At 37.1% G+C, this 26,962-nt stretch carries 30 protein-coding genes and 1 other annotated feature (1 of these 31 running past the window's edge); of the genes, 18 read left to right on the top strand and 12 right to left on the bottom strand.

The features are described from left to right. Positions 1 to 96, top strand: a binding site (T-box leader) (it extends 153 nt beyond the left edge of the window). Between the two features lie 61 nt (positions 97 to 157). The 8 genes from trpE to mnmH all read left to right on the top strand — a co-directional run bounded on the left by trpE (position 158) and on the right by mnmH (position 7,826). After that, the gene (gene trpE / locus BR30_RS0103400; RefSeq protein WP_026563770.1) at positions 158 to 1,546 is read left to right on the top strand and encodes an anthranilate synthase component I; all 1,389 of its coding nucleotides are present in this window, start codon (positions 158 to 160) and stop codon (positions 1,544 to 1,546) included. After that, positions 1,543 to 2,154, top strand: a complete 612-nt coding sequence (locus BR30_RS0103395; protein WP_026563769.1) for an anthranilate synthase component II — start codon at positions 1,543 to 1,545, stop codon at positions 2,152 to 2,154. The genes trpE and BR30_RS0103395 overlap by 4 nt, the downstream gene beginning before the upstream one ends. Continuing rightward, positions 2,126 to 3,154: an anthranilate phosphoribosyltransferase gene (gene trpD / locus BR30_RS0103390; RefSeq protein ID WP_026563768.1), complete on the top strand. Its 1,029-nt coding sequence runs from the start codon at positions 2,126 to 2,128 to the stop codon at positions 3,152 to 3,154. Before BR30_RS0103395 ends, trpD begins: the two co-directional genes overlap by 29 nt. Beyond that, positions 3,155 to 3,946 carry an indole-3-glycerol phosphate synthase TrpC gene (trpC, locus tag BR30_RS0103385; RefSeq protein WP_026563767.1) on the top strand — a complete coding sequence of 264 codons (792 nt, stop codon included), beginning with the start codon at positions 3,155 to 3,157 and terminating at the stop codon, positions 3,944 to 3,946. After that, positions 3,943 to 4,560: a phosphoribosylanthranilate isomerase gene (locus BR30_RS0103380; protein WP_026563766.1), complete on the top strand. Its 618-nt coding sequence runs from the start codon at positions 3,943 to 3,945 to the stop codon at positions 4,558 to 4,560. Before trpC ends, BR30_RS0103380 begins: the two co-directional genes overlap by 4 nt. A 5-nt stretch (positions 4,561 to 4,565) precedes the next feature. Next, complete coding sequence (trpB, locus tag BR30_RS0103375; protein WP_026563765.1) at positions 4,566 to 5,765, top strand: tryptophan synthase subunit beta; 1,200 nt, start codon at positions 4,566 to 4,568, stop codon at positions 5,763 to 5,765. Positions 5,766 to 5,768: 3 nt separating this feature from the next. Next, complete coding sequence (gene trpA, locus BR30_RS0103370) at positions 5,769 to 6,554, top strand: tryptophan synthase subunit alpha (protein WP_026563764.1); 786 nt, start codon at positions 5,769 to 5,771, stop codon at positions 6,552 to 6,554. A gap of 183 nt (positions 6,555 to 6,737) precedes the next feature. After that, a complete protein-coding gene (gene mnmH / locus BR30_RS0103365) occupies positions 6,738 to 7,826 on the top strand; it encodes a tRNA 2-selenouridine(34) synthase MnmH (RefSeq protein WP_026563763.1) in 1,089 nt (362 codons plus the stop codon). 40 nt (positions 7,827 to 7,866) lie between these two features. Here mnmH and sda read toward each other — a convergent pair whose 3' ends face one another. Beyond that, a complete protein-coding gene (gene sda / locus BR30_RS0103360) occupies positions 7,867 to 8,001 on the bottom strand; it encodes a sporulation histidine kinase inhibitor Sda (RefSeq protein WP_026563762.1) in 135 nt (44 codons plus the stop codon). A 199-nt stretch (positions 8,002 to 8,200) separates the two neighbouring features. Here sda and BR30_RS0103355 point away from each other — a divergent pair, with 199 nt between their 5' ends. Then, positions 8,201 to 8,404 (top strand): DUF6501 family protein, encoded by a 204-nt coding sequence (locus BR30_RS0103355; protein WP_026563761.1) that lies wholly within the window; start codon positions 8,201 to 8,203, stop codon positions 8,402 to 8,404. 58 nt (positions 8,405 to 8,462) lie between these two features. Continuing rightward, positions 8,463 to 9,053 (top strand): GNAT family N-acetyltransferase, encoded by a 591-nt coding sequence (locus tag BR30_RS0103350; RefSeq protein WP_035445037.1) that lies wholly within the window; start codon positions 8,463 to 8,465, stop codon positions 9,051 to 9,053. Positions 9,054 to 9,128: 75 nt separating this feature from the next. On the opposite strand, the gene yidC is transcribed toward BR30_RS0103350, so the two are convergent. From yidC to BR30_RS0103325, 5 genes are all read right to left on the bottom strand, one after another. After that, positions 9,129 to 9,920, bottom strand: a complete 792-nt coding sequence (gene yidC / locus BR30_RS0103345; RefSeq protein ID WP_026563759.1) for a membrane protein insertase YidC — start codon at positions 9,918 to 9,920, stop codon at positions 9,129 to 9,131. An 18-nt stretch (positions 9,921 to 9,938) separates the two neighbouring features. Then, positions 9,939 to 10,241, bottom strand: coding sequence for a hypothetical protein (locus tag BR30_RS0103340; RefSeq protein ID WP_026563758.1), 303 nt, complete (start codon positions 10,239 to 10,241; stop codon positions 9,939 to 9,941). Positions 10,242 to 10,417: 176 nt separating this feature from the next. Continuing rightward, positions 10,418 to 11,170, bottom strand: a complete 753-nt coding sequence (gene pflA / locus BR30_RS0103335; RefSeq protein ID WP_026563757.1) for a pyruvate formate-lyase-activating protein — start codon at positions 11,168 to 11,170, stop codon at positions 10,418 to 10,420. 58 nt (positions 11,171 to 11,228) lie between these two features. Beyond that, positions 11,229 to 13,454, bottom strand: coding sequence for a formate C-acetyltransferase (pflB, locus tag BR30_RS0103330; protein ID WP_026563756.1), 2,226 nt, complete (start codon positions 13,452 to 13,454; stop codon positions 11,229 to 11,231). 335 nt (positions 13,455 to 13,789) lie between these two features. Next, a complete protein-coding gene (locus BR30_RS0103325; RefSeq protein ID WP_026563755.1) occupies positions 13,790 to 14,242 on the bottom strand; it encodes a cupredoxin domain-containing protein in 453 nt (150 codons plus the stop codon). Positions 14,243 to 14,531: 289 nt separating this feature from the next. On the opposite strand from BR30_RS0103325, the gene mprF reads away from it, so the two are divergent. Next, complete coding sequence (mprF, locus tag BR30_RS0103320; RefSeq protein ID WP_026563754.1) at positions 14,532 to 17,060, top strand: bifunctional lysylphosphatidylglycerol flippase/synthetase MprF; 2,529 nt, start codon at positions 14,532 to 14,534, stop codon at positions 17,058 to 17,060. Between the two features lie 144 nt (positions 17,061 to 17,204). Then, the gene (locus BR30_RS0103315) at positions 17,205 to 18,371 is read left to right on the top strand and encodes a D-alanyl-D-alanine carboxypeptidase family protein (RefSeq protein ID WP_026563753.1); all 1,167 of its coding nucleotides are present in this window, start codon (positions 17,205 to 17,207) and stop codon (positions 18,369 to 18,371) included. A 40-nt stretch (positions 18,372 to 18,411) separates the two neighbouring features. On the opposite strand, the gene modB is transcribed toward BR30_RS0103315, so the two are convergent. Then, on the bottom strand, positions 18,412 to 19,068 hold the full coding sequence (gene modB / locus BR30_RS0103310; RefSeq protein ID WP_026563752.1) for a molybdate ABC transporter permease subunit: 657 nt from the start codon (positions 19,066 to 19,068) through the stop codon (positions 18,412 to 18,414). Positions 19,069 to 19,296: 228 nt separating this feature from the next. Beyond that, positions 19,297 to 19,539, bottom strand: coding sequence for a YkuS family protein (locus tag BR30_RS0103300; RefSeq protein WP_026563751.1), 243 nt, complete (start codon positions 19,537 to 19,539; stop codon positions 19,297 to 19,299). Positions 19,540 to 19,640: 101 nt separating this feature from the next. Here BR30_RS0103300 and BR30_RS35630 point away from each other — a divergent pair, with 101 nt between their 5' ends. Next, positions 19,641 to 19,772 carry a YuzL family protein gene (locus BR30_RS35630; protein ID WP_081825337.1) on the top strand — a complete coding sequence of 44 codons (132 nt, stop codon included), beginning with the start codon at positions 19,641 to 19,643 and terminating at the stop codon, positions 19,770 to 19,772. Positions 19,773 to 19,822: 50 nt separating this feature from the next. Here the strand turns inward: BR30_RS35630 and BR30_RS0103290 are convergent, their stop codons facing one another. Then, complete coding sequence (locus BR30_RS0103290) at positions 19,823 to 21,442, bottom strand: ABC-F family ATP-binding cassette domain-containing protein (protein WP_026563750.1); 1,620 nt, start codon at positions 21,440 to 21,442, stop codon at positions 19,823 to 19,825. Between the two features lie 187 nt (positions 21,443 to 21,629). Between BR30_RS0103290 and BR30_RS38355 the strand changes: the two genes are divergently transcribed. Next, positions 21,630 to 21,764, top strand: coding sequence for a hypothetical protein (locus BR30_RS38355; RefSeq protein WP_257148543.1), 135 nt, complete (start codon positions 21,630 to 21,632; stop codon positions 21,762 to 21,764). 74 nt (positions 21,765 to 21,838) lie between these two features. Here the strand turns inward: BR30_RS38355 and BR30_RS0103280 are convergent, their stop codons facing one another. Next, positions 21,839 to 22,441, bottom strand: coding sequence for an SCO family protein (locus BR30_RS0103280; protein ID WP_026563749.1), 603 nt, complete (start codon positions 22,439 to 22,441; stop codon positions 21,839 to 21,841). 161 nt (positions 22,442 to 22,602) lie between these two features. Here BR30_RS0103280 and BR30_RS0103275 point away from each other — a divergent pair, with 161 nt between their 5' ends. From BR30_RS0103275 to BR30_RS0103260, 3 genes are all read left to right on the top strand, one after another. Continuing rightward, entirely contained in the window at positions 22,603 to 22,995 is a 393-nt protein-coding gene (locus BR30_RS0103275; RefSeq protein ID WP_026563748.1) for a CidA/LrgA family protein, read from the top strand. Further along, positions 22,979 to 23,656: an LrgB family protein gene (locus tag BR30_RS0103270; RefSeq protein WP_026563747.1), complete on the top strand. Its 678-nt coding sequence runs from the start codon at positions 22,979 to 22,981 to the stop codon at positions 23,654 to 23,656. Before BR30_RS0103275 ends, BR30_RS0103270 begins: the two co-directional genes overlap by 17 nt. Positions 23,657 to 24,257: 601 nt before the next feature. Continuing rightward, positions 24,258 to 26,192, top strand: a complete 1,935-nt coding sequence (locus tag BR30_RS0103260) for an endonuclease MutS2 (protein WP_026563746.1) — start codon at positions 24,258 to 24,260, stop codon at positions 26,190 to 26,192. 46 nt (positions 26,193 to 26,238) lie between these two features. Here the strand turns inward: BR30_RS0103260 and BR30_RS37235 are convergent, their stop codons facing one another. Then, positions 26,239 to 26,376, bottom strand: a complete 138-nt coding sequence (locus BR30_RS37235) for a hypothetical protein (protein WP_026563745.1) — start codon at positions 26,374 to 26,376, stop codon at positions 26,239 to 26,241. A 46-nt stretch (positions 26,377 to 26,422) separates the two neighbouring features. On the opposite strand from BR30_RS37235, the gene BR30_RS0103250 reads away from it, so the two are divergent. Beyond that, positions 26,423 to 26,641, top strand: coding sequence for a cold-inducible protein YdjO-related protein (locus BR30_RS0103250; protein ID WP_231507618.1), 219 nt, complete (start codon positions 26,423 to 26,425; stop codon positions 26,639 to 26,641). Between the two features lie 56 nt (positions 26,642 to 26,697). Here the strand turns inward: BR30_RS0103250 and BR30_RS37230 are convergent, their stop codons facing one another. Then, positions 26,698 to 26,871, bottom strand: coding sequence for a hypothetical protein (locus BR30_RS37230; protein ID WP_197032285.1), 174 nt, complete (start codon positions 26,869 to 26,871; stop codon positions 26,698 to 26,700). Positions 26,872 to 26,962 lie beyond the last annotated feature (91 nt).

Raw genomic sequence — 26,962 nt, 5'->3', positions numbered from 1 at the left:
AGGATATCGAACGGATTGTTCCGTATCTGAAGAGGAAGCAGATTTAACAATTGCTTCAAACAGAGGTGGCACCACGACCATAGAATCGTCCTCTATATGCGTAAAATTTTTGCGCATATAGAGGACGATTTTTTTTTATTTAGAAGGGAGTCCTAACATGCAAACTAAAATGGATTATTTCATAAAGGAAATCAAAGGAGACACGCTTACACCAATCTCCATCTTAAAAAAAATAAACGGGAACAAGAAATTCTTATTAGAAAGCTCACATAAGTATAATGATTCTGGTCGATATTCCTTTATTGGTGCAGAACCAGCCTTTGAACTAATTTCGAGGGGGGATCGGAATGAGATACTTAAGCGGAATGGTGAAAAAGAAGTTTTAACGGGTAATCCTCTAGAAGTGTTAAAAAGACTTATCCCGCCAATGGGCTTTGAAGAGTATCCCTTCCCGTTTATTGGTGGCGCGGTCGGATTTGTAGGCTATGACATTATTAGGCAGTATGAGGTGATTGGAGAGGAATTTCCGAACGGTATGGAAATGCCGGATGTTCACTTAATGTTTTATGAAGAAGTAATTGTCTTTGATCATCTACAAGACAAGGTTTTGATTTGTGGTTGTCCTTTAACGAAGGAGAGCGACACCGCTGTAATTGAAAAAAGAATCAATCTCAGAATAGAGGAACTCAAGCAGCCTACTTTTTACCCAGCAGAAGAGCCTTTTGATTTTTCAGGCTTCGACTCTGAAACAACAAAAGAAACCTTTATCAAAAATGTAGAAATTGCGAAGGAGCATATTTTAGCCGGTGATATTTTTCAAGTGGTTCTTTCTAGGAGGATGAAATCAGCCTTTAACGGTGATCCATTATCACTTTATCGCAAACATCGTGCAAATAATCCAACACCCTATATGTTCTATATTGATTTTGACGGGTATACCGTGATTGGCTCTTCTCCTGAAAGCTTAATTAAAACAAGAGCACATACAGTTTTTTCGAATCCTATCGCTGGAACAAAAAGACGCGGCAAAACAAATGAAGAGGATTTGTTGATTGAGCAAGAATTGAAAAATGATGAAAAGGAACTAGCGGAGCATAAGATGCTAGTCGATCTTGGCAGAAATGACCTCGGAAAAATTTGTGAATTTGGATCCGTTCGAGTGGATAAGTATATGGCGGTGGAGAAATACCGACATGTGATGCACCTTGTCTCTGAAGTAAGCGGTCATTTAATTTCTGACAAGACAGCCATCGATGCGCTCGCTGCCTGTCTGCCGGCCGGGACTGTTTCAGGAGCTCCGAAGGTTCGCGCGATGGAGATAATAAACTCGTTAGAAAAGTCCAAACGAGGGTTATATTCAGGAGCTGTTGGATATATATCCGCTGATGGAAATATGGATTTTGCCCTTGCGATTCGAACGATGATTTTAAAAGAGGGTTCCGCTTATATACAAGCCGGTGCTGGTATCGTATATGATTCAAATCCAGAATCCGAGTATCAAGAGACGATAAACAAACTAAACTCTTTCCTGGAGGGTGAGAAATGATTTTACTAATTGATAATTTTGATTCGTTCACATTCAACCTCTATCAATATCTAGGAGAACTAGGGGAACAAATAACAGTTTTTAGGAACAATCAGCTTACCATGGAACAAATCAAGGAATTAAACCCTAAAGCAATCATTCTTTCCCCTGGACCAGGGAAGCCGGAGAATGCCGGAATTTGCATCGAAGTAATTCAAACATTTTTTAATAAAATCCCTATCTTAGGAATTTGCCTCGGTCATCAAGCCATCGGTGCAGCATTCGGTGGTGAGATTAAAAGGGCAGCCCTAATCAAGCATGGTAAAACATCATTCATATCGCATCAGAGCGATGGATTATTTGAAGGCCTGCCAAACCCATTAGAAGTGATGCGGTATCATTCATTAATCATTGAAAAGAGTAGTATTCCTGAAATGCTCGAAAGTATTGCTCACTCGGACGATGATCAGGAAATTATGGCGATTAGGCATCGTGAGTATCCTGTTTTTGGTCTACAGTTTCATCCGGAGTCGATTGGTACTCCTACCGGTAAACAAATCCTAAATAACTTTTTAAAAGAGATAGAGAGGATGAAGAAAAATGAAGAATTATTTACTCCAATTAGCTGAACGTGAATCATTTTCTGAAAACCAAATGAAAGAAGCCGTTAGTTTCATTTTAGGTGAAGAGGTTTCAGAATCTGAAATTGCTGCCTTCTTAATGGGTTTGAAATCAAAAGGAGAAACAGTCGAAGAAATTACCGGAATAGTAAAAGCAATGAAGGCAAATACATTGAAATTTAACGAGAAATTTTCAGGCGTTCTTGATAACTGCGGGACAGGAGGAGATGGTTCTTCCAGTTTTAATGTGAGCACTACATCTGCTTTTGTGATTGCTGGTGCTGGAATTCCTGTTGCCAAGCATGGAAATCGAAGTGTTTCCAGTAAAACAGGCAGTGCCGACGTATTAGAATACTTAGGGATTAATTTAAATCTTTCAGCAGAGAGAACAGAAGAAATTCTGCAGGAAATCGGCTTATCCTTTTTATTTGCACCAAATGTTCATCCCAAATTAAAGAAAGTCATGACCGTTCGAAAACAATTAAAGATTCCAACGATATTTAACTTTATTGGACCACTTACAAACCCGATTGAGTTGGACTATCAATTGTTGGGTGTGTATCGGAGAGATTTATTAAATGTGTTTGCTGAAGTGCTTTTAAAGTTAGGACGCAAGCGGGCCGTTGTTATTAATGGAGCAGGCTTTATGGATGAAGCATCGCTTCAAGGGGAAAATCATTTAACTATTTTAGAGAATGGCGTCATTACAAATCAGTCATTCTTCCCAGAAGAAATCAATCTCCCACAATATGATAACAGTTGTATTAGGGGCGGAGATTCTAAGGAAAATGCTGAAATATTAATCAATGTGTTAAAAGGGGAAAAGGGCGCTTACCGTGACACGGTATTAATTAATTCGGGCCTCGGAATCTTTACAGCTGGAAAAGCAAATTCCATTAAGGAAGGTATTCACGTGGCAAGAGAGATCATTGATTCTGGCGCTGCTTATGAAAAATTAACTACTTTGATTGAAAAATCTAAAGCAGCAGGGCAGAAAGAGGCGATTTAAGTGGCAACCATCTTAGATAAAATTATTGACCAAAAGAGAAAAGAAGTTCAATTCCTGCGTGAAGGGAACCAACGATTCGAAGAAACAAACCAGCCGAGAAAATCTTTTATTCAAAAACTAAAAACAACAGATCAAATATCGATTATCTCAGAGTTTAAGCGGGCATCGCCTTCGAAAGGGATAATTAATAATTCAATTGATCCTGCATTCCAGGCGGGACAATATGAAGCATATGGCGCGTCAGCTATTTCTGTTCTAACGGACCAAACTTTTTTTAAAGGCTCTTTCTCCGATTTAAGAGCAGTTCGGAGTAAAGTAAATCTGCCGATTCTCTGTAAGGACTTTATAATAGATGAACTACAAATAAAGCTTGCTGCTTCGAATGGTGCAGATATCATTTTATTGATAGTAGCTGCCTTAGATGAACAGAAATTGGTTGAACTTTTTCAATATGCGAAGGGTTTAGGCCTTGAAGTATTAGTGGAGGTTCATAATCAGAATGAATTGGAAAGTGCACTTAAAACAGGTGCGAAGTTGATTGGAGTTAATAATCGCGACTTAAAGACGTTTCATGTATCGCTTGAGGTGACTGAGACATTAGCTCCTATTATAAAAAGCACGGGTGCTTTTCTTATTAGTGAGAGCGGTATTCATCATCAGGCCGATGTAGCACGTGTAAGAGATGCAGGAGCTCATGGGATTTTAGTGGGAGAAGCGTTAATGAAAAGTGTTGATGTGAAACAATCCTTTTTGAACTTTCGCTTACCTCTAAATGGGGGCGTTAAAAGATGAAGGTGAAAATTTGTGGAATCACTGATATCGAAACGGGCATCGCGGCGGCTCAATATGGTGCCGATGCAATCGGGTTTGTCTTTGCAGAAAGTAAGCGTAGAATATCCGTTGAGAAGGCGCAAGAGATTATTGCACATTTACCTAATGAGGTGGATAAGGTCGGTGTCTTTGTAAATGAGACAAGTGAAGTAATCGAACACATTGCTTCCACGGTAGGTCTAACCCATATTCAATTACACGGAGACGAACCAGCTTCATTTAGTGCATCACTTTCCTTACCTGTAATAAAATCAATCAGTTTTCAAGGAAATGAAAGCTTAGACGCTTTTGCTAACTTTCCAAGTGATTTTATTTTACTTGATAGTCCCAAAGGAAAATACAGAGGTGGAAATGGGACGGTGTTTAATTGGAATGACGTGAATCCTGAATTGATTTCTAGGCAAAAAGTCATCCTGGCCGGCGGTTTGCATGCAAACAATGTGGAAGAAGCAATTAATATTATTCGACCATATATGGTAGATGTTAGTTCGGGGGTAGAAACCGACGGAAAAAAGGATTTAGAAAAGGTTAAATCATTCATAGAAAAAGCAAAAAGCATACCTGTAGGGAGGTAAAGGGAATGAACACATATACATTGCCAAATGAGAAAGGCCACTTCGGCATTTTCGGGGGAAGATTTGTCCCTGAGACATTGATGAAAGCAGTAATAGAACTTGGTGAAGCGTATGAAAGTGCGAAAAAGGATCCATCCTTTCAAGCGGAAATTCAAGAGTTATTAAAAAACTATGTTGGTAGAGAAACGCCATTGTATTATGCAGATAATCTTACAAGACATGCCGGAGGAGCTAAGATTTTTCTTAAAAGAGAAGATTTAAACCATACAGGTGCCCATAAAATTAATAATGCTATTGGGCAGGCACTATTAGCCGTACGTATGGGAAAGAAAAAAATCGTCGCTGAAACGGGAGCTGGCCAGCATGGTGTAGCAACTGCGACCGTTTGTGCCTTATTAAATCTTGATTGTATCGTGTTCATGGGTGAAGAGGACATCAAAAGGCAGGCCCTTAATGTTTTTAGAATGGAATTGCTGGGAGCAAAGGTCGTTAGTGTTACCTCTGGGAGCGCCACATTGAAAGATGCAGTAAATGAGGCATTAAGATACTGGGTAGAAAATGTTGATGATACTCACTATTTATTGGGATCTGTAATGGGGCCGCATCCATTTCCTCAGATGGTCAGGGATTTCCAAAGTGTGATTGGTAAGGAAACCAAACACCAATTCCAATTAAGCCAAGGGTCGCTTCCTGATGCGGTTGTAGCATGTATTGGCGGCGGAAGCAATGCAATGGGGATGTTCTATTCCTTTATTGAGGATGAAGAAGTTAGTCTCTATGGGGTAGAAGCAGCTGGACAGGGTGTTGATACAAAGTACCATGCAGCCTCTTTAACAAAAGGAAGTCCAGGGGTATTACACGGAGCACTCATGTACCTATTACAAGACCAAGATGGTCAAGTTCAAGAAGCACATTCAATCTCGGCCGGGCTAGATTATCCAGGCATTGGACCGGAGCATAGCTATTTACATGACATTGGTCGTGCAAAATATCAGTCGATTACCGATAAAGAGGCGCTAGATGCATTTCAGCTTTTATCTAGACTGGAAGGAATCATCCCAGCACTTGAGAGCGCGCATGCCATTGCTTTTGCAGTGAAGCTGGCAGCAGAAATGGACGAATCGCAAAAAATTGTAGTGTGCTTATCAGGGCGCGGTGATAAAGATGTTGATACGGTGAAAACACGTTTAAGAGAGGAGAGATAAGAAATGAATCGTTTTGAAAAAACTTTTGCAGAAATGAAAGAGAATAATAGAAAAGCGTTTGTTCCCTACATCATGGCAGGAGATGGCGGGCTGGAATGTTTGGGTGATCGCCTTAAATTATTAGAGAAATTTGGTGCAACTGCCATTGAAGTGGGGGTACCATTTTCAGATCCAGTGGCCGATGGACCAACCATTCAGCAAGCGGGTATTAGAGCGCTTGGAAATGGAACAAAACTAAAGAGTATTATTACTGAGCTAGGTAAGGCACGAAAGGAAATTAATGTTCCAATCCTGCTTATGACTTATTTAAATCCAATTTATCGTTATGGGATTAATGAATTTATCCAAGATATACGGAATGCAGGTGTAGACGGGTGTATTATTCCTGATTTACCGATTGAAGAAGAAGGAATTATTACATCGCTGCTAGAAGAAGCTGAAATAGAATTAATTCGACTTGTCACGCTCACAACACCTATTGAGCGAATCAAAACTATTGCAAATAAGGGCAAGGGATTTTTATACACGGTAACAATTAAGGGGATTACAGGTGTGAGAAATGAATATGATTCGGAATTGAATCAATTCTTACAGAATGTTAAAGCTCTAAGTCCAATCCCTGTCTTGGCGGGCTTCGGCATTTCAAACCAAGAACAGATATTAGACTTAACCAAGTACTGTGATGGAGTTATTGTTGGCAGTAAAATTGTGGATCAATTTCATAACGGAAAACTTGTTGAAATGGAAAAGTTAATGTCTGTTTTTAAACCAATATCCAAAATGGTATAAGCACACAGAATAACTGTCTCTCCTTGAATACAAGGGGTATTTCCTGTATAATAATTACGTAAGAAATCCTAATTGACATGAGTTAACTTTTTTCGAAACTTCCCGTTGTGGAAGTTTTGTTTGTTTTCTAGTAGATATTTGATTTATTCAATAAGAGTATTTTATAAGGAGCGTAGATGTTATATGAAAGAAATGACTGTCGAAGACCTTTTTACGATTAAGAATCCTATAATCATTGACATACGCTCACCAATTGAGTTTAATGATGGTGCAATTCCTGGAGCAATTAATGTTCCCTTATTTACAGATGAAGAACGTCAGATAATTGGTACGATTTATAAACAAGAAGGACCAGCGGATGCTAAATGGAAGGCGATGGAAATTGTTTCTCCTAAAATTCCTGTCCTATTACAAACGATTAAGAAAGTCATTTCCAACGATACCGAGCTGATTATCCATTGCTGGCGAGGCGGAATGAGAAGTAAAGCCGTGGTCACGTTTCTGGAGTTTGCAGGTATTTATGCTAGTCGGCTAGTGGGTGGATATAAAGAGTACCGCCACTATATTCTTGAAAAGTTACCAACAATGCTTCCCGGCAAAGCTGTTGTCCTTCATGGACTAACAGGGGTTGGGAAAACGGAAGTCTTAAAGGTCTTGAAAAAAAGGGGTTATCCAATATTAGACCTTGAAGAGATGGCAGGGCATCGAGGTTCGATATTCGGAACGATTGGCCTTGGGGATGGTCATAATCAAAAAACATTTGACTCATTACTTTTCAAAGGACTTACCGAAATAAAGGGTGCTGAATATTTTCTCGTGGAAGCGGAAAGCAAAAGAATTGGTAAAGCCGTTCAAACAGAGGAACTAATGGATAAAAAAATGGGGGGGATTAATATCAATCTAAATACCCCGATTGAACAAAGGGTAACACAACTTGTAGCGGAATATGTACTTCCTTACCAGAATGAGCCATGGTATTTTGATAAGATTTCTGATGGGATTGAAAAGGTGTTAAGGCGTATTAAAGCTATTGACATCAGAAATTCACTCATCCAAGCGTTATCTGATCGAAATTATCCGGATATGATTCACCTTTTACTTGAACACTATTATGATCCACGCTATGATCATGCGAAACAAGAGTATGAAGGGGAATTCTTTGAGATTGTTGCTGATAATCCAGTAGAGGCAGCTGATCAGATTGCAGAGAAACTTACAGAATTATCCTTTTATCCTAATGGGTTAACAAGTAATGAAATTAAGACGGGATGAAAATGAAAAACCGCTGAATCCTTTCAGCGGTTTTTTTGAGTTAACGATTTTTAAATGGTCTTAGGCCACGGCGTTTGATTTCATCTTTTAAAATTTTAATCCATTCTTTTTCCTTGTCAGACTTTAATGCATCCCGATACGAAACAACTAATTGCTCATTACTCATAATTTTCATACTTATGAATGCCTCCTCGAGAAAATGGATTGAATATTCAGTTTTTATAATTGTAATGGTTTTTTGGTCATTTGAGAACCCAAAATTAATAAAATTTTTAAATAGTTCACAATTCCTTAATATATTGATTTTGTTGCGCACCACCAGCCATTTTGATTATACTAGGAGTGGGACAAAGAACGAAAGGAAGGGTGCAGCAATGATTCATCTATCATGGCGTGATCGGGAAACAATCAAAAAAATAAAATGTGTTCATACGGATGCCAAAAAATATCTTGTCAATAATGCTTTAACTGCTGGGAAAGTCTATGATGTAAAAAACGAGACAGAAGAATTTTATTACATTGTTGATAATACAGGAAAAGTTGGCGGCTTTTACAAGGAATATTTTCAAGATGCATAATAGGAGGACTGTGGAGCATAGCCCGCAGTCTTTTCTTATGGATAAGGGAGAATATATTATGACTAAATTGTGGAACGATTTATTTTCGTTACAAGGGGAAACGGTAAAATTAATTCCTGTCAATATGAACCACTTAGACGGTTTGTGGGAAGCAGCTAAACCCGATGAAATCTGGACATATATGGCGACAAAAATTCGCTCGAGAGAAGAAATGGAACAAATGATAAACGCTGCCATAAAAGCACGTGAAAATGGGACAGATTATACCTTTACGGTTGTAGACAACAAAAATCATATCATAGGGAGTACACGTTTCTTAGATATTCTCCCTAACCATAATAGTGCGGAAATTGGGTCGACGTGGTATCACCCGAATGTATGGCGGACCAAAGTAAATACTGAATGTAAGTTTCTTTTATTAAGCCATGCATTTGATGTTTGGAACCTTACTCGTGTTCAATTAAAAACGGATTCTCGAAATATAAGATCCCAAAAGGCGATTGCTAGAATCGGTGCCATGAAAGAAGGAGTATTACGGAAAGATCGGATAATTTCTGATGGATACGTAAGGGATACGGTATTTTTTAGTATCCTTCGTGATGAATGGGAAGACATAAGCACCCATTTAAAAGACACGTTGCAAAGATAAGAAAAATGTCAGTCTAAATGTAAAAAACTATCCAAAAAAAAGAAGCATCCAAGGAGGCTTCTTTTTTCAATCTGACTATTTTTGTTTGACTGGAACCTTAGGTGTCTTATTTGTTTGATAAAGACTTCTGCTAATCATCGTTTGAATAATCAGGAACGTACCACCAACTACCCAATAAAGGGGAAGGGCTGCTGGTGCGTTAAATGAAAACATAACAATCATTAATGGTGAGAGTAACCCCATATATTTCATTTGGTCTGCCTGTGCACTAGGCATATTCGACTGGGAAACTTTAAACTGGAAGTAGTAAATAACACCGGCAATAATCGTAATAATGATGTCAGGATTTCCAAGACTGAACCATAAAAACTCATGAGTTTTAATCTCTTCTGAACCACGAATCGCATAATAGAAACCAGTTAAAATAGGCATTTGGATGAGCAATGGTAAACAGCCCATATTTAATGGATTTACCCCATGCTTTTTATAAAGCCCCATCATTTCTGCTTGAAGTTCCTGCTTTTTCTTTGGATCCTTTTCAGTTTTCATTTTAGTCTGTATGACATCCATTTCAGGTTTTAAAACATCCATCTTTTCCTTCATGGCCATTTGATTTTTATACTGCCGTAACATAAGCGGCATTAAGGCAAGCCTGATAATAAGCGTAACAAGAATAATTGACAAACCATAGTTGCCATTAAAAAGTTCCGCTAAATAATGGATAAAAGTTGAAAAAGGTTCGACAAAATAGGTATGGAAAAATCCATTATTGTTTCCATTTTGGGATTGAGATGAACATGCAGATAATAATAAAGTCGTTAAAGCTAACATTGTGACAATAATGAATGAAGATCGTTTGTTTTTCATATTTCCTCCTAGAATGGTTTATAAATATTTATTAAGTGAAAGGGAGGAAACAGGTTCTTCAGAATCATCCTGTGAATATTCTTTTCTACGAAAATATATAACAATTCTTTTCAGAATAAAGCTGCCATTTAAACAACTTGTCTTAAGATAAAGTACCAATGGGTGAATAATATTTGTCCTTGCCGGATCAGATAAGGAACCAACAAAAGAATATTCCACACTCCATGCCCATAATAATTTTAAAGCAATTCCTAAAAAGATACTTACATAAAGAGCGTTAAGGGCATTTATATCTGAACTGTCGATAAGCAATTGAAACAAATATTATCACCTCACTTAAATGTCAATGATATGAGTATATAGGAGATAGGGGAAAGAATCAATTTAATACTTGCCAAAATGGCAGATTATGAAGATATTTACTTATTGGCCAATAAAGTATAAGTTTCAAGGCGGCCAAATAATGCCTACTATTTAAAAACACTGATTCAATCGAATCAGTGTTTTTGGATGGGTGCCTTCCAGTGTGCAGTTATCTTCTTATAGGCAAACTCCACGTTTTCTTCTGTGGGTGGCTCAACAGAATGGAGCTGATATTCATGTCCGAGTGCTTCCCATTTATAAACACCGAGTTTGTGGTAGGGAAGAATTTCAATCTTTTGGACGTTTTTAAGTGTTCCAATGAATTCACCAAGATTAGTTAAATCTTCAGGGTCATCTGTTACCGTAGGGACGAGCACATGGCGTACCCAGATAGGAACGTGATGGTCGGATAAGAATGTTGCAAATTCAAGTATATGGTCATTGGCCATTCCTGTTAATTGAATATGCTTTTTCCGGTTAATATGTTTCAAATCCAATAGGATCAAGTCAGTATACTGGAGTAGCTCCTCTATTTGTTCAACAAAAAGCTTTGAATGAGAGAAGCAGCCACCTGAAGAATCAATGGTCGTATGAATCCCTTTCTTTTTACATTCCTTAAACAGTTCTGTTAGGAAGGGGATTTGCAGCAATGGTTCACCACCGCTCACTGTAATTCCTCCGCCAGAAGACTGAATGAAAGGCAGAAAGGACATAAGATCATCCATGATTTCGGAAACGGTCATTTCTTTACCGCTGCCAATTTCCCATGTATCAGCATTATGGCAAAACTGGCACCGCAATAGGCAGCCTTGTGTAAAAATAACATAGCGGATCCCTGGTCCGTCGACTGTACCTAATGTTTCGATTGAATGAATATTTCCGTTCATGTTGATGATCCCCCTTAGTTTTCCAGGAGCCCCAAAAGAAGGGCCCCGGTTGGTTTGATTATAGTGATTCGTGGAATGTACGATTAATAACGTCTAACTGTTGTTCTTTTGTTAATTTAATGAAGTTAACTGCATATCCAGAAACACGGATTGTTAATTGTGGGTAAAGCTCTGGGTGTTCCATTGCATCAATTAATGTTTCGCGATTAAAGACGTTAACATTTAAGTGATGACCAGCTTTGATTGCATATCCATCTAGAATGGATACTAGGTTACGGATTTGGCTTTCTTCTTCTTTACCTAATGCTTTAGGTACGATCGAGAAGGTATTTGAAATTCCATCCATCGCATAGTTGTATGGAAGCTTCGCAACCGAAGATAGAGAAGCTAATGTTCCTTTTGTGTCACGGCCATGCATTGGGTTAGCACCTGGTGCAAATGGTTCTCCCATTCGACGTCCATCAGGTGTATTACCGGTTTTCTTTCCGTATACTACGTTAGATGTAATCGTTAAGATAGATAGTGTGTGAACAGAGTCACGGTAAGTTTGGTGCTTACGAAGCTTTTTCATAAAGGTTTTAAGCACTTCTACTGCAATCGCATCGACACGGTCATCGTTGTTTCCGTATTTAGGGAAGTCACCAGTGGTTTCAAAATCAACGGCCAGACCGTTTTCATCACGGATTACTTTAACTTCACCGTATTTAATAGCGCTTAGTGAATCAGCAACAACGGATAGGCCAGCAATACCAGTAGCCATTGTCCGAAGAATCTTCGAATCATGTAGAGCCATTTCAATTCTTTCATAGCTGTATTTATCATGCATATAGTGAATAACATTTAAGGTGTTAATATACAGACCAGCAAGCCATTCCATCACAAGATCGAATTTTTGCATTACTTCTTCGTAGTTTAATACTTCAGCTGTAATTGGCTGATATTGTGGTCCCACTTGAATTTTTAATTTTTCATCGACACCGCCGTTAATAGCGTAAAGAAGTGCTTTTGCAAGGTTGGCACGGGCACCAAAGAACTGCATTTGCTTACCAATTTCCATTGCTGATACACAGCAGGCAATTCCATAGTCATCGCCATATTCTGGGCGCATAATATCGTCGTTTTCATATTGAATCGAGCTAGTTTTGATAGACATTTTCGCACAATATTTCTTAAAGTTTTCAGGTAACTGTGGTGACCATAAAACTGTTAAGTTTGGTTCTGGTGCAGCACCTAAGTTATCCAATGTATGCAGGAAGCGGAATGAGTTTTTCGTTACAAGGGAACGACCATCATTGGCCATACCGCCGATTGATTCTGTTACCCATGTAGGGTCTCCACTGAATAATTCATTATAATCTGGTGTACGGGCAAATTTTACAAGACGTAGCTTCATAATAAAGTGGTCAACTATTTCTTGTACTTCTTCTTCCGTTACTGTTCTGTTTTGCAAATCTCTTTCTACGTAAATATCTAAGAACGTTGACACGCGGCCAAGGCTCATCGCAGCACCGTTTTGTTCCTTAATTGCTGCTAAGTATCCAAAGTATACGAATTGGAATGCTTCAGCAGCATTTTTTGCTGGTTGACTGATATCAAATCCATAGCTGTTTGCCATTTCCTTTAGTTCTTTTAATGCACGAATTTGTTCAGCAAGTTCTTCGCGATGGCGCATATTATCTTCAGTCATTACTTTACTTGTGTTCTTTTGATCTTTTTGCTTTTCTTGGATTAAGAAATCTACACCGTAGAGAGCAACGCGGCGATAATCCCCAATAATACGGCCACGGCCATAAGCATCAGGAAGACCAGTAATAATCGCAGCTTTACGTGCAAGCATCATTTCATCAGTATAGGCATCGAAAACACCTTGGTTATGAGTTTTACGGAACTCAGTAAAGATTTTTTCAATTTCAGGATTTAATTGGTAACCATAGGCTTCGCAAGCTGCCTTTGCCATACGAATTCCACCAAATGGCTGCATGGAGCGATTAAAAGGTTTATCGGTTTGTACTCCAACAATTTTTTCAAGTTCCTCATTAAGGTACCCTGGTCCATGGGAAGTGATTGAAGATACGGTTTCTGTGTCCATATCCAACACGCCGCCCTTTTCCCGCTCTTGTTTTGTTAATTCCATTACCTGTGCCCAAAGTTTAGTGGTTGCTTCTGTAGCACCAGCTAAAAATGAATCATCTCCTTCGAAAGGAGTAAAATTATTAAGGATAAAATCGCGAACGTTAACTTCTTTTGACCAAGCACCTTTTGTAAATCCAGTCCATTGTTCCATTATTAATCACCTCATATTTTTTATAAAAACTATATAACAGTTTGGTTGTTCTTTCTATAAATCGAGTATAACAGATTTCTTGTGAAAAAAGGCACATATATTAGCAACTAATTGTTAACGTTTTGTGAAGTCTTATTTAAAGGGGATAATTAGCATTATTTTCAGATTGTTTATAAGGGTTTTTAGATTCAGTTTCGAAACTGTACTATAATTATCTGGATGAATTGTAAAACTGTTATATATGAAGAAACTCATGATAACAAGGTGTTAATAGTGAAAAATAATGAAACGGCAGTTCTTATCTCATGAAAAAAACAGGAGAAGGATCTCCTGTTTTAATCGACTACTATATAAGCAATCATTGGACCATTATGTGAGCGATCGGAATGGACTTCACAAATTAACCGGTACGTACCTTCTTTTTCGAATTGTAAAGGAACAACCGTTTCTTCGCCTTTTTTGACTGTCCCATTTATTTTAGTTCCTTCTATATAGAAGGGGTGCTCTTCACCGTTTATCCCACTAATATATAACCTTACTTTTTCACCTTTCTCTAATAATACTGTACCAGGATCCCAGCGATAAGCCTCCATTTCTTTTCCATTTTTCATTTTCGTACTGAATTCAGCAGTAACCATGTGAATTTCGCGGATATCTTTCGAGCTCTGATGATTAAAAACAGTTATATCCCCAGCCTTTAACATGAACCAGGCTGACAGAGAGAAAAGTACAACCCCTATAGCAACAAAGAATAGGAGTGTTTCCTTTTTTAAGACTAAAAATTTCATTTTGTACCCCCTCATAAATTTGTCCTACTTTATACTTATGCTGAGTGGGGGAGAAAACTTGTCTATTTTTTTGCAACATTTTGAGTTGTTTTGTATTGTTAAACGCTTAAACATTCAAACATGGTTGAACATGAATAAAAATGTCTAGAATAAGTAGTAACTCCCTATAGAGTGAGATAATTTTTCTTTGTTTTTCTTTTAGAAAAGTTTATAGTAAAAACAGGAAATGTGTTGCTAAGTAAATTAGATATTGCTTAATGAATTCGCAATTAATTAGGTGGTTAGCTTGTTGGGGATTAGAAAAGAAAGAATATTAAAGACGCTAAAATTTATTTTCCCGTTGTTACTGTTAATCTTTGCAATTATCGAAATCAAAAAATTTACTCAAAACTTAAATATGCACTTACTTAAGGAAGAACTCAGTCAACTTAATGTTGGGCATCTTCTATTTATATTAATCATCACCTTTATAGCCGTCTTACCCATGCTGCTTTATGATGTGGTTTTGGTACGAATATTAAAATTAAAAGTTCCAACCAGAGATTTATTAGAACAATCATTCATTGCTAATTCGTTTTCAAATTTAATTGGCTTTGGTGGAATAATCGGGGCAATGTTAAGGACGTATTTCTTTCATAAGCACGAACCGGACAAACGCAAACTTTTAGGGGTTATTGCATCCGTATCATTATTTTATTTAACTGGTATTTCCGTGCTATCATGGATCGTTATAAACAACTTTCGTAACTTCCCGTTGTTTGTTGACACAAAATGGCTCTATTTTGCTGTGGTGGGTGTTGGATTATATTTACCACTTTTTTTAATTTTACATATAATTAAGTCAAAAAAAGGAAGTCCATCTCTAGTTAGTGCCAATATTACCTTGAAGCTTATTTCGATATCCATAATCGAATGGTTTGCCGTATTTTTAGCCATGTGGATTTTATGCCGGACTTTAGGAATTTCTATCTCTGCAGCAAATCTTTTTCCTGTCTATATTGTAGCTGCATGTGCTGGTATCATTAGTATGATCCCAGGTGGATTGGGCTCTTTTGATTTGGTATTTATTTGGGGGATGCAAGATTTACATATCCCTGAAGAAAAGGTTCTTGTTTTATTACTATTTTACCGGATTGGCTATTACTTTCTTCCTTTTTTAATTAGCCTAGTTTTCTTTGTTAAACTTTATTGGAAGAAGTGGAATGAAACTTGGAATGATCTTCCTAAAGCCGTTGTTCAAGGATTAAGTCATGTCATATTAACCATGCTGGTTTTTCTTTCTGGTTTAATCCTGCTGTTATCAGCTAGTGTGCCTGGAATTATGTCCCGTTTGAAAGTGGCGCAGGAGCTATTGTCGTTCCCAATTATTAATGTGTCGCATCAATTATCTGTTGCAGCAGGATTTTTATTATTAGGTTTATCTCGTGGAATTGAATATAGCGTAAAGAGAGCGTACGAGCTAACGATGTTCGCATTAATTCTGGCCGCACTGTTCTCTATCTTTAAAGGAATTGATTATGAAGAAGCGATTTTTTTAATTATTGTCGCTTTGTTGCTTCGGATGTCAAAAGGTCAATTTTATCGAAAGAGTTATGTGTTGACTTGGGGTAAAACGATTTTTGATATAATGATTATTCTTTTAATCACTTCCATGTATCTCGTGATCGGTTATCTGAATTTGCCGATATCTAAAATAGAAATACCTCCTAAACTTTTGCCCTATGTAATTGTTGATTATCGCGATTTATTTATGAGTGCAACAATTGGGCTTGTTATCGCTTTGTTCATTCTAATGTTTGGATATTTAATCAGTTTGCCGAAAAGTTGGATTTTAGAGCGATCTGCAAACCGTGAAAAAGAAATTGTTAATCATTTATCGAAGTATCAAGGTAAGGTGTTATCGCATTTAATTTTTTTACATGATAAGTTCATATTTTGGAACAGTAAGAAGAATGTATTAATTTCCTTTCAACAATTTGCAGACAAGCTAGTCATTCTTGGCGATCCCATTGGGGAAAAAGACGAAATATCAAATGCAATAGAGGAATTTCAGGAAATTGCTGATTTACATGGCTATACGCCTGTTTTTTATCAAGTAAGTGATGATATGCTTCCATACCTGCATGGACATGGCTTTGCTTTTTTTAAATTAGGTGAAGAGGCATTTGTAGATTTGAAATATTTCTCCTTAACAGGGGCCAAAATGAAGGGGTTACGAGCATTAAGAAATAAATTTGTTCGAGCGGACTATTCTTATGAAATCATCACACCTCCCCATTCCAGAGAACTCTTGGAAGAATTAAGAGAGATATCAAATGATTGGCTGCAAGGAAGAGAGGAAAAAGGTTTTTCGCTAGGATTCTTTTCTGAGGATTATTTAAATAAGGCACCCATTGCGATTGTAAAAGATGAGAACAAGCAGATTCTTGGTTTTATGAGCATTATGCATGTGTATGATGATTATCAAACGATTTCTGTAGATTTAATGAGGTTTAAACCAGAAGCCGTATCAGGTGCAGTTGATTTTCTTTTCTTGTGTTTATTTGATTGGGCAAAAGAACAAGGATATGATCGGTTTAATATGGGAATGGCACCATTGGCAAATGTAGGACTGTCAAGGTTCTCATTTTTAAGCGAGAAAATTGCTGCGCAAATTTTCCTGCATGGCCATTTTTTTTACCACTTCCAAGGTCTGCGAAAATTTAAAGAAAAATATACAAATATTTGGGAACCCAAATACTTAGCCTACCGAAGAAAATCGTCATTACCAATGATCATGGCGCAAATTACTATGCTCATATCAAAAAAAAGAAACTAGTTAAATTTCCGGGTGGTGTGATACCAGCCGGCTTTTCTATTTTTATAAATGACTTCCCAATAGATTTCCTAATTTAATCTATTATTTTGCAATACAATCTGTTAAGATTTAATAGGAAATAATGTAAAAGTTAGGTGTTATTTAATGAAAAAATTTGTATCCGTTATCTTCGTAATCCTCCTCGTTTGTTCGAATCATTTAAGCCCATTAGCTGCTAATAATGGACAACCTAACCTAAAAAGTAAAGGGGCTGTTCTTTTAGATTCTGATACAGGTGCTGTTCTGTATGCAAAAAATGCAGATAAAAAGATGTACCCTGCTAGTCTAACGAAAATAGCAACAGCAATTTATGCGATTGAAAAGGGCAATTTGAATAGCATGGTTACTGTTAGTGCCAATGCTGTGAGGCAAGATGGAACAAGGGTTTATTTAGACGAAGGGGAAAAAATCACTTTAAAGCAATTAATCCAAGGAATGTTAGTTAATTCAGGTAATGATGCAGCTGTAGCGATTGCAGAACACATTGATGGAAGTGTCGAACAGTTTGCAGTGCATTTGAATACCTATTTAAAAACAACAATAGGTGTGAATCACACCCATTTTATCAATCCCAATGGTTTGTTTGATAAGAACCATTATACAACGGCGAGAGATATGGGAATCATAACTAATTATGCTATCAAGAATCCTGTCTTTGCAGAAATCTTCGGGACGAAAGTACTTAAGTGGAAGGGGCAATCATGGAAAACGAACATCCTAACCCACCACCGCATGCTAAAAGGGGAGTTTGAATACCCAGGAGTAACCGGAGGGAAAACAGGATATACCGTTAAAGCAAAACAAACACTGGCTACAACTGCAGCCAATCCGAAAATAAGGCTGACTGCTGTGGTTCTAAATTCTAATCTACCAAGAGAAAAATATGATGATACGGCCAGCTTGTTTGATTATGGATTTAAAAACTTTCAACATGCAACATTATTGCAAAGTGAAATCTATACGTTAAACAATAAAGAATACTTCCCTGAAAAGAATACCTTAATTACAGAATCAACCAAAGGGAGCACGAGGCTGTTAAATAATCAGGGTGTACTTGCGATTAAAAATAATAATGGACAAGTTATTCAGTACGTTCCACTTAAATACAAAGAGCCATCTCCAGTGAAGGTTGAAGTAAAAAGTGAAACATCCTCTAAAAAGAAACAACAAGAAAAGCAGTTATCCAATATTAATCTCATCTATGGTGTCGTAATTATTGCATTAGCAGGGATTATTATTGGTTTAAGAAAAAAATTCACTACGAAATTTTAGAAATGTGAAAAAGCCATGATAAGTGAAATCTTATCATGGCTTATTTTTGTGTAATATTTGTTGCTAATAGCATTAATGCAGAAAGAAAAATCATCGCTATGACTAACAACCAGGCTAAATTCATATTTCCCGATTCCATTGCGATATAAATGGCAGTGGGTGCAGTTTGCGTTTTTCCAGGGATGTTCCCAGCAAACATGAACGTGGCACCAAATTCCCCTAAGGCTCTAGCAAAACATAGAATAAGACCAGTAATGATTGACCGTGTAGATAATGGAAGGGTAACAAGGAAGAATACATTCCATTCGTTTGCACCATCTACTCTTGCTGCTTCTTCAATTCCGTTATCAACAGATTGGAACCCAATTTTCACAGTTTGATACATTAATGGGAAGGCGACAATGCTAGAAGCAATTACAGCAGCCAATGGAGTAAACATGATCGAACTTGTAAAAAGGTGATTTATTAATGAACCTAATGGACTATTGCCGCCAAATAAGAAAATTAGTAAAAAGCCAATCACCGTCGGGGGCAATACGATGGGAAGCAATAGGAAGATTTCTATGAGCATTTTTCCTTTAAATTGTCTTTTTGTTAACAATCTTGCAATAAAGATCCCTGAAACAAAGACTAAGATAACAGAAATAGAGGCCACTTTTAGCGACAATAAAAGTGGTGACCAAAATTCACTTTGCATCAGTAGGATCAATCCAATACTTGAAAACATTATTTTTTAAAAATTCTAAGGGACCTAGGGCTATGTAAGTAATCATAAAATAGTGAAACCTCTTTCTGATGAGCAGATGACTTAATAATACCAGTAGAATAAACCTTCCTTAATCATTATAGCAAATAGGATTAAACATAAAAGATGAAAACAAAAAAAGACTAAAGTGAATCCTTTAGTCTTTGAGATTTGAATTAATTATTGTAGTCTGCTTTCTACTTGTTGACATACTTCGTCAGCTGACAGACCATTTGCGTCAATAACTGAACCTTTTGTAAAGGTATCCTGCATACCCATTACGTTTGAATCTAGTCCTGTAACTACACAACAATCACAATTCTGGGCGTCTGACTCCTGCTTTAATTCAATAACATCATGACCCTTTTCACGTAATGCTTGTTGAACTTGCGCAAGAGATTGTTCTACACCAATTTTTGCCATACAAAACACCTCCTCCTCTAGATTATCATGCCTAACTTTATCTGAATTATTCGGAATAAGTAGCATTAATCCTCCAAAAGCTAATAGGGGAGGTGTGCAAAATGGGCAAACGTAAAAAGGATCCATCGACAATCGGATTGACTTCTCCGCAAGTGGAGGGGCAAGGAACTACAACCACTGAAACAGGATCAAGAACTGAACCATCATCAAGAAGAAAACAGAAGAGAAGTTAATGAAAAGGGGCACCACGTATCTTTTTACGTAGTGCCCACTGTTCTGTAAACTATTTATACATTTCAGCCAATTGTTTTTGTATATCAGCATTTTCTAAGTATTCATCATAGCTCATTTCCTTATCCATTAAGCCATTTGGAGTTAATTCAAAAATACGATTGGCAATCGTTTGAATAAACTGATGGTCATGAGAAGCGAAGAGCAATGAACCTTTAAAATTAATTAATCCGTTATTCAACGCAGTAATCGATTCTAAGTCTAAATGGTTTGTTGGTTCATCTAATAAAAGAACATTCGCACCATTTAACATCATTTTAGAAAGCATGCAGCGCACCTTTTCTCCACCGGAAAGGACACTTGCCTTTTTAAGCACTTCTTCACCAGAGAAAAGCATTCTACCTAAAAATCCACGTAAAAAGCTTTCGCTGTCATCCTTAGGTGAGAACTGACGAAGCCAATCCACTAGGTTTAAATCACTGTTCTCAAAATACTCGGAGTTATCCTTAGGGAAATAAGCTTGAGAAGTGGTAATTCCCCATTTATAGGTGCCACTGTCTGCTTCCATTTCACCCATTAGGATTTTAAAAAGGGTTGTTTTTGCAAGTTCATTTGTTCCTACAAGGGAGATTTTATCACCCTTATTGACGATAAAGTTAATGTTATCTAGGACCTTTACACCGTCAATGGTTTTTGTTAATCCCTCTACACGCAACAAATCATTCCCAATTTCACGATCTGGTGTAAACCCAACAAATGGATAACGACGAGAAGAAGGTCTTATGTCATCAAGAGTAATTTTATCAAGTAATTTCTTCCGAGAAGTGGCCTGTTTTGATTTCGAAGCATTGGCACTAAAGCGTGCAATAAAGGCTTGTAGTTCCTTAATTTTTTCTTCCTTCTTTTTGTTAGCGTCCGAAGTTAATCTTGTAGCTAATTGGCTTGATTCATACCAAAAATCGTAGTTACCCACATAGATTTGAATTTTTCCAAAGTCAAGATCAGCGATATGTGTACATACCTTGTTTAAGAAATGACGATCATGGGAGACAACAATAACAGTATTTTCAAAGTTAATTAAGAAATCCTCTAGCCATTGGATTGCTTTGATGTCCAAATGGTTCGTTGGCTCATCCAGTAGTAGCACGTCTGGTCTGCCGAATAATGCTTGTGCAAGCAACACTTTCACTTTTTCTGAGCCTGTCAATTCTGCCATTGTTTTATAATGAAGGTCTTCACCGATCCCTAGACCTTTTAAAAGAATTGCAGCCTCTGGTTCTGCTTCCCAGCCGTTTAATTCAGCGAATTCGCCTTCTAGTTCAGCAGCTTTCATACCATCTTCATCTGTGAAGTTTTCTTTCATATAGATCGCGTCTTTTTCCTGCATGACTTCATACAGGCGCGTATGACCCATAATTACGGTCTTTAAAACTTCATATTCTTCATATTCGAAATGGTTTTGTTTTAACACAGCCATCCGTTCGTTAGGTCCGAGCTGAACAGTTCCTGATTGTGCTTCAATTTCACCAGATAGAATTTTTAAAAAAGTTGATTTGCCGGCACCATTTGCACCGATTAGTCCGTAGCAGTTACCAGGTGTAAATTTAATGTTTACATCTTCAAATAATTTTCGGTCTCCATATCTTAAACCTACGTTACTTACAGTAATCATATTTAAAACATCCTCCAAAACAAAATATCTACTGATTATACCATTAAAACAGACGAAGAGCGAATTCTTTTCGCCGATAAAAGGTTTATAAGAAAAATTTTCTAAAAAATTTTTCCGATTTCACACTTTATTCATATTTTTGTTGTAAAATTGGGTAAAGAAGCAAGTAAAAGAAGGTGTGAGATGGATGACAAAAAATCAACTAACTGAACTTGTTAACAAGTTAAAAAAGGCTGGTATTAAAGCGAGCTTAACCAAACCAAAATCCAATTACCTCTTGTCACTGCAGAAAATAAAAAATTACCCATCTTCTGTGAATTAAATAACAAACATTAGCTAGGGACAAAATCTAGGAAATAAAAAGCGATTAATCCAAACGGACTAATCGCTTTTTTGTTACTCTAACTCATCCATTACTTGATCGTAGACTTCTTGTTTGTCAAAGTCTTCTCCCATTGGAAACTTGTCAATAAATTTATTGTTCTCATCAACCAAAAAGGTAAAGGTGGAGTGCACGAATTGTCCGTTGCCAGGATCTTTAAACTGAAACTGCATGGCATCGGTCACTTTTTTGATCTCTGCGCGGTCTTTTTTAATGTTTTGTTTATCTCCTGTTAAGAATAACCAATCCTTATTATTTTCAATCTCAAATCCTTGCATATAGTCGGTTAAAATCTCTGGTGTATCTCGATAGGGATCGATGGTAATTGTCAAAAATTCAATATCCTTACCAAAGACACCAACCTTCTCAAAATCTTTCTTCAAGTCGATCATCTTTTGTGTTGTGGTTGGACAAATGTCCGGGCAATGGGTATAGATAAACTCTACAAGTTTTAGTTTAGTTTTATCCTTACCAAAATTATAAGAATCACCATTTTGGTCTATCAATGTAACTTCTGCAGGTATTTTAGCATTTGCATCACGTACGAGAAAGAAAGAAATTCCTGCTGCAATTCCGATAAACACAGCAAGACTGCAAATTAAGTAAATCTTTTTCATATGTATCCCTCCTACTTTTAAGATAAAGAAGTTAGCTGAAAAAAGATATGGATAATTTGTGAACAAAACTTCGTGCAATTAAAATGCAGTTCCGTCATACTGTAATATTATTGATTATATTTTCGGAATATTTAAATATTTACAGAAAAGGAGAGAGGAAAGTGAAAAAAGTATTGATTTTTTCTTGTCAAATTGCCACTTTAATTGTGATTTATCATGCGGGCAGTCTAATGGTACGTTTTTTTCATTTACAGGTTCCTGGAAATGTAATCGGGATTCTTCTCCTCTTAATCTTACTCTGGACCCGTGTTATCAAAGTGGAACAAATAGACTTGGCAGCAACATGGCTATTAAAGCATTTAAGCTTTTTTTTCATACCAATCGCAGTTGGTTTAATGACATTGGGACATATCTTTCTAAATAAGGGCCTCCTCATTTTAATTGTCTTGATTATTAGTGCCTTTATCGGACTCATATCTGCAGGGAAAGCAACACAATCTGTAATAATGAAAAAAGAAAAGGTAAAAGTGAATTATCATGACCACAGTGTATAGTATTTTTCTAACCATTACTGTCTATATATTTTCACGAAAATTTGGCCAAAGATATTCATCGCCCCTTACCAGTCCTGTATTTTTAAGCACATTAATTATTATTGTCCTGTTAGTAGGTTCACATATTACATATCATGAATATACACCTGCTAAAAAGATTATGACTTACCTTCTCGGACCTGCAACAGTTGCGTTAGCTGTCCCGATTTATAAGAATCGGACCTTATTTGCACAATATTTGGCTGCGGCTTGTTTAGGAATATTAATAGGGACGTTTACAACGATTTTATCCGCCCTCATTATTGCTAAATGCTCCTTTCTCTCAAAAATGTTACTACTGCCATTAACGATTAAGTCAGTAACAGTTCCTGTCGCAACGGAGGTTGGAAAGATAATAAAGGGTAATGTTTCTCTCATCGCTGCTTTTGTGATACTTACTGGAATGATTGGCGCCATGTTTGGGCCAGGGCTGTTAAATCTATTTAAAATAGATCACCCGTTTGCACGTGGTTTATCAATTGGTACAATCGCGCATGGCATTGGGACGGCTGAAGCTGTCAAAGAAGGGGAAATCCAGGGAGCTGTTGCTGGGGCCGCCATGGGCATCGCAGCATTGTTAATATCGATTGTCATTCCCTACATCATTCCATTCTTACTATAGAGGAACAATGGATTTTTATTTGCATATTCTATAAATGAAACAAATACTAAATTGACAAGTACTGCCAATTAGTTTATTATTAATAAAAGTTAAATTTTTCTAAAAACTTATGTGTTTAAAGGAGTATGTTTTATGTTAGGTGTCGTTCTTAACTAATCCATCAATTGGATATGTTCATTCCTAGTTCCTCTTTCAATTTTTTCTTGAATGAAGGCTTATTTACGTATGTTTAGGAATGGAGTTAAGAACAATGGGCATCATTAGCATACATCTTTACCAATGTAGCTGTGTACATCCGTGTAGACAGTTTTTATTTTGGGTAAATATTTTGTATGAAAGATGAGTGTATGAGTTTATTTCATGTGGCCGCAATGACATTGTTCATTGCGGCTATTTTTATTTCTGTTTAACTAGTCTGTTGATTTCCGCTCCAGGCGCGAGCGGTTCGCGGGCGTTGCGGTGAGCCTCCTCGGCGCTTTTAGCGCCTGCGGGGTCTCCCCTGCCTCGTACTTCCGCAGGAGTCTTCGCGCCTTCCGCTCCAATCAACATAGTGCCAAATCAACAATCATTAACATAGTCAATTATTTAGGAGGTTAACAAAGTGAATTCACATACTTTTAATACGTTGGAATTTCAGCAAATCAAAAATACTATTGCAAGTTTTGCCTTAACGAAAGAAGGGAAGGAAAAAATTGAGTGCCTGACACCATCGACAAATTTGAAGCAAATTGAAGCATGGCTTGATGAGGTGTCTGAGGCTGTAGAGATTTTAAAAAAGAGTGCTAGTGTTCCTGTTCATGGATTGGATGGGATGGATGCATTGTTAAATAATATGAATAAAGGAGTTGCACTTAGGGCTGACCAGTTGGCTAAGCTTTATGATTTTTTGGACTGCTGTGGAAAGATGCGCAGATATATGAAGGATAAAGTATATTATGCCCCAAGGGTATCTTCCTACGTTGATGGAATTGATGAATTACCGGATTTTGCGGGTGAGATTATCCGCTGTATCCGCAATGGCCGCGTTGATGATTATGCTAGTAAAGAGTTATTAAAATTGAGGAAACAAATAGCGATTCAAGAGGAAAGGCTAAAAGAAAAAACACTTCAGTTGATTCGGTCCAATAAATATAAAAATTATTTACAAGAAAATGTAGTCAGTCAGCGGAATGGACGCTATGTGATACCTATTAAAAAAGAATATCGTAACAAAATAAAGGGAGTTGTCTTAGATACTTCTGCATCAGGTTCAACACTATTTATGGAACCTGAAGAGATTGCTATGTTTCAAGATCAATTAAATTGGTTAATCGGAGATGAAGAAGTCGAAGTTCAAAGGGTTTTAAATTATTTAACGGGATTGGTTGAAGAAAAGGAGCAGCAAATTCGTATGGCGATTGAAACAATGGTTCATTACGATTTTTTATTTGCAAAGGCAAAGTATGGCCGTTCGATTAATGGATCAAAGGTAGGCATAAACGAATCTGGGGAGTTGAATTTAATTTCTGCCAAACACCCGCTTTTAGGGGAAAAAGCTGTCCCTCTTTCCTTTACCTTGAGTAATGAACAGCATGCATTAGTCATTACCGGTCCAAATACAGGCGGGAAAACTGTTACGATTAAAACTGTGGGACTCTTAACCTTAATGGTTCAATGTGGTCTTCATATTCCCGCAGCACCAGAAAGTAGTTTCAATATATTTGAACGAATTTTAGTGGATATTGGGGATGGGCAAAGTATAACTGAAAATTTAAGTACATTTAGCTCACGGATAGTAAATATTATTGAAATTTTAAAAGAAACCCAGCATCGTACCTTGGTTTTATTAGATGAATTAGGTTCGGGCACCGACCCTGGCGAAGGAATGGGGCTCGCTACAGCGATTTTAGAAACCTTGTATGAAAAAGGGGCAACTATTCTGGCAACAACCCATTATAGTGAAATTAAAGTTTTTGCTGAAACACATCCTGGATTTATTAATGGATCAATGGAGTTTGATCTAACCACTTTAAGTCCGACCTACCGCTTACACATCGGAAAAGGAGGGGAGAGTCAGGCCTTTGCCATCGCGTTAAAACTGGGAATGCATCCGAGAATTCTTGAAAGGGCTCATACCATCACTTATAAAGAAGAAAAGCAATATTCCACAGATGTTACAGATGCCTGGAAGCTAAAGGAATTGGAAAAACAGGTGATTATTAATAAATATAAGGACGTAAGGAAAAGAACGAAAATAGAGGTGAAAACTCCTCTCTTCCAACAGGGAGACAATGTAAAAATATCACCTGCCAATGAGTTTGGGATTATCTATACAGGTCCGGACCCACTCGGAAATTTTGTTGTGCAAATAAAAGGGGAAAAGCAAACAATCAACCACAAAAGAATCTCTTTATATATCGCAGCAAAAGAACTATATCCTGATGATTACGATTTCGACATTATTTTTCAATCCAAAGAAAACCGGAAAAAAGATAAACTGCTCTCAAAAGGACATCAGGAAAATATAACAATTGAATATAAAGAAGAAAATCATTGACAAAAATCAAAACCTCATGCCCATTGGCTTGAGGTTTTGTCTTTCTCTATTCCTTTTTATTAGCAAGATATCTTTCCGCAAGTAATCTCTTTACTTCATTATAGCTCAATCCAGATTGGCTGTTTAACCGCTTCACTTCGTCAATGTCCGTTCCCACTTTTGTATATCCTTTTTGGTTAATCATCTTTTTAACAACTCCTAAAGAATTCTGGAAATGAAAACCCACTTTTTTGTGCATACTAATAAAAAAGGAGGCGGTTCCCATTTTTTACGGTAAAAGAGCTAAAGAAGAAGAAATTGAAACGATCCTGGTTAATACTGAAATCTATTCATGCATAGCCGAAGCCTGTATTGGGTGGATGAGAAAGGACTTCGTTGCAGATGATTTACTATGCCCAATGTGTGGCAATGAAATGCTTCAAGAAATGAGAGAACTACCGCAAATTTAAGAAATCACTATTCACTAAAGACTGTCATGAATGATTGACAGTCTTTTCTACTCTCTTTATAGATTTTCATTTTGCTGTTGAATTTCATCACCGCTAATCAAGGTGTTTGCTTCTTCCAGATTTCTAAGTTCATCTACGGAATCCCCTGAAACTGTTTTCGTATTATTGATAACAGTCTCTTTTATAGTGTTTCTATTTCGATAACTCTGGAAATCAGTCCTTTTAGCCATGCATATCAACTCCTTATGTATAGGGTTTGCATCATGAAAAGGGATTATGCCTTCCTAAATCTCACCTAAAAGGTAAAAATTAATTAAATAA

The organism is Bacillus sp. UNC41MFS5 (genome assembly GCF_000686805.1).
The sequence above is the reverse complement of the archived record's forward strand: the minus strand, read 5'-3'. Positions and strand labels throughout refer to the sequence as shown.

Excerpts from the sequence above, each read along its gene's own strand:
- BR30_RS0103325 (WP_026563755.1), bottom strand. The coding sequence starts at position 14,242 with ATGAAATTTTTAGTCTTAAAAAAGGAAACACTCCTATTCTTTGTTGCT.
- BR30_RS0103380 (WP_026563766.1), top strand. The coding sequence starts at position 3,943 with ATGAAGGTGAAAATTTGTGGAATCACTGATATCGAAACGGGCATCGCG.
- modB (WP_026563752.1), bottom strand. The coding sequence starts at position 19,068 with ATGCAAAGTGAATTTTGGTCACCACTTTTATTGTCGCTAAAAGTGGCC.
- yidC (WP_026563759.1), bottom strand. The coding sequence starts at position 9,920 with ATGAAAAACAAACGATCTTCATTCATTATTGTCACAATGTTAGCTTTA.
- BR30_RS0103270 (WP_026563747.1), top strand. The coding sequence starts at position 22,979 with ATGACCACAGTGTATAGTATTTTTCTAACCATTACTGTCTATATATTT.
- BR30_RS0103395 (WP_026563769.1), top strand. The coding sequence starts at position 1,543 with ATGATTTTACTAATTGATAATTTTGATTCGTTCACATTCAACCTCTAT.
- trpB (WP_026563765.1), top strand. The coding sequence starts at position 4,566 with ATGAACACATATACATTGCCAAATGAGAAAGGCCACTTCGGCATTTTC.
- BR30_RS0103315 (WP_026563753.1), top strand. The coding sequence starts at position 17,205 with ATGAAAAAATTTGTATCCGTTATCTTCGTAATCCTCCTCGTTTGTTCG.
- trpE (WP_026563770.1), top strand. The coding sequence starts at position 158 with ATGCAAACTAAAATGGATTATTTCATAAAGGAAATCAAAGGAGACACG.
- BR30_RS37235 (WP_026563745.1), bottom strand. The coding sequence starts at position 26,376 with ATGATTAACCAAAAAGGATATACAAAAGTGGGAACGGACATTGACGAA.
- pflB (WP_026563756.1), bottom strand. The coding sequence starts at position 13,454 with ATGGAACAATGGACTGGATTTACAAAAGGTGCTTGGTCAAAAGAAGTT.
- BR30_RS0103280 (WP_026563749.1), bottom strand. The coding sequence starts at position 22,441 with ATGAAAAAGATTTACTTAATTTGCAGTCTTGCTGTGTTTATCGGAATT.
- mnmH (WP_026563763.1), top strand. The coding sequence starts at position 6,738 with ATGAAAGAAATGACTGTCGAAGACCTTTTTACGATTAAGAATCCTATA.
- pflA (WP_026563757.1), bottom strand. The coding sequence starts at position 11,170 with ATGAACGGAAATATTCATTCAATCGAAACATTAGGTACAGTCGACGGA.
- BR30_RS38355 (WP_257148543.1), top strand. The coding sequence starts at position 21,630 with ATGACAAAAAATCAACTAACTGAACTTGTTAACAAGTTAAAAAAGGCT.
- sda (WP_026563762.1), bottom strand. The coding sequence starts at position 8,001 with ATGAAAATTATGAGTAATGAGCAATTAGTTGTTTCGTATCGGGATGCA.
- BR30_RS0103290 (WP_026563750.1), bottom strand. The coding sequence starts at position 21,442 with ATGATTACTGTAAGTAACGTAGGTTTAAGATATGGAGACCGAAAATTA.
- trpD (WP_026563768.1), top strand. The coding sequence starts at position 2,126 with ATGAAGAATTATTTACTCCAATTAGCTGAACGTGAATCATTTTCTGAA.
- BR30_RS0103300 (WP_026563751.1), bottom strand. The coding sequence starts at position 19,539 with ATGGCAAAAATTGGTGTAGAACAATCTCTTGCGCAAGTTCAACAAGCA.
- BR30_RS0103350 (WP_035445037.1), top strand. The coding sequence starts at position 8,463 with ATGACTAAATTGTGGAACGATTTATTTTCGTTACAAGGGGAAACGGTA.
- BR30_RS37230 (WP_197032285.1), bottom strand. The coding sequence starts at position 26,871 with ATGGCTAAAAGGACTGATTTCCAGAGTTATCGAAATAGAAACACTATA.
- trpA (WP_026563764.1), top strand. The coding sequence starts at position 5,769 with ATGAATCGTTTTGAAAAAACTTTTGCAGAAATGAAAGAGAATAATAGA.
- BR30_RS35630 (WP_081825337.1), top strand. The coding sequence starts at position 19,641 with ATGGGCAAACGTAAAAAGGATCCATCGACAATCGGATTGACTTCTCCG.
- BR30_RS0103355 (WP_026563761.1), top strand. The coding sequence starts at position 8,201 with ATGATTCATCTATCATGGCGTGATCGGGAAACAATCAAAAAAATAAAA.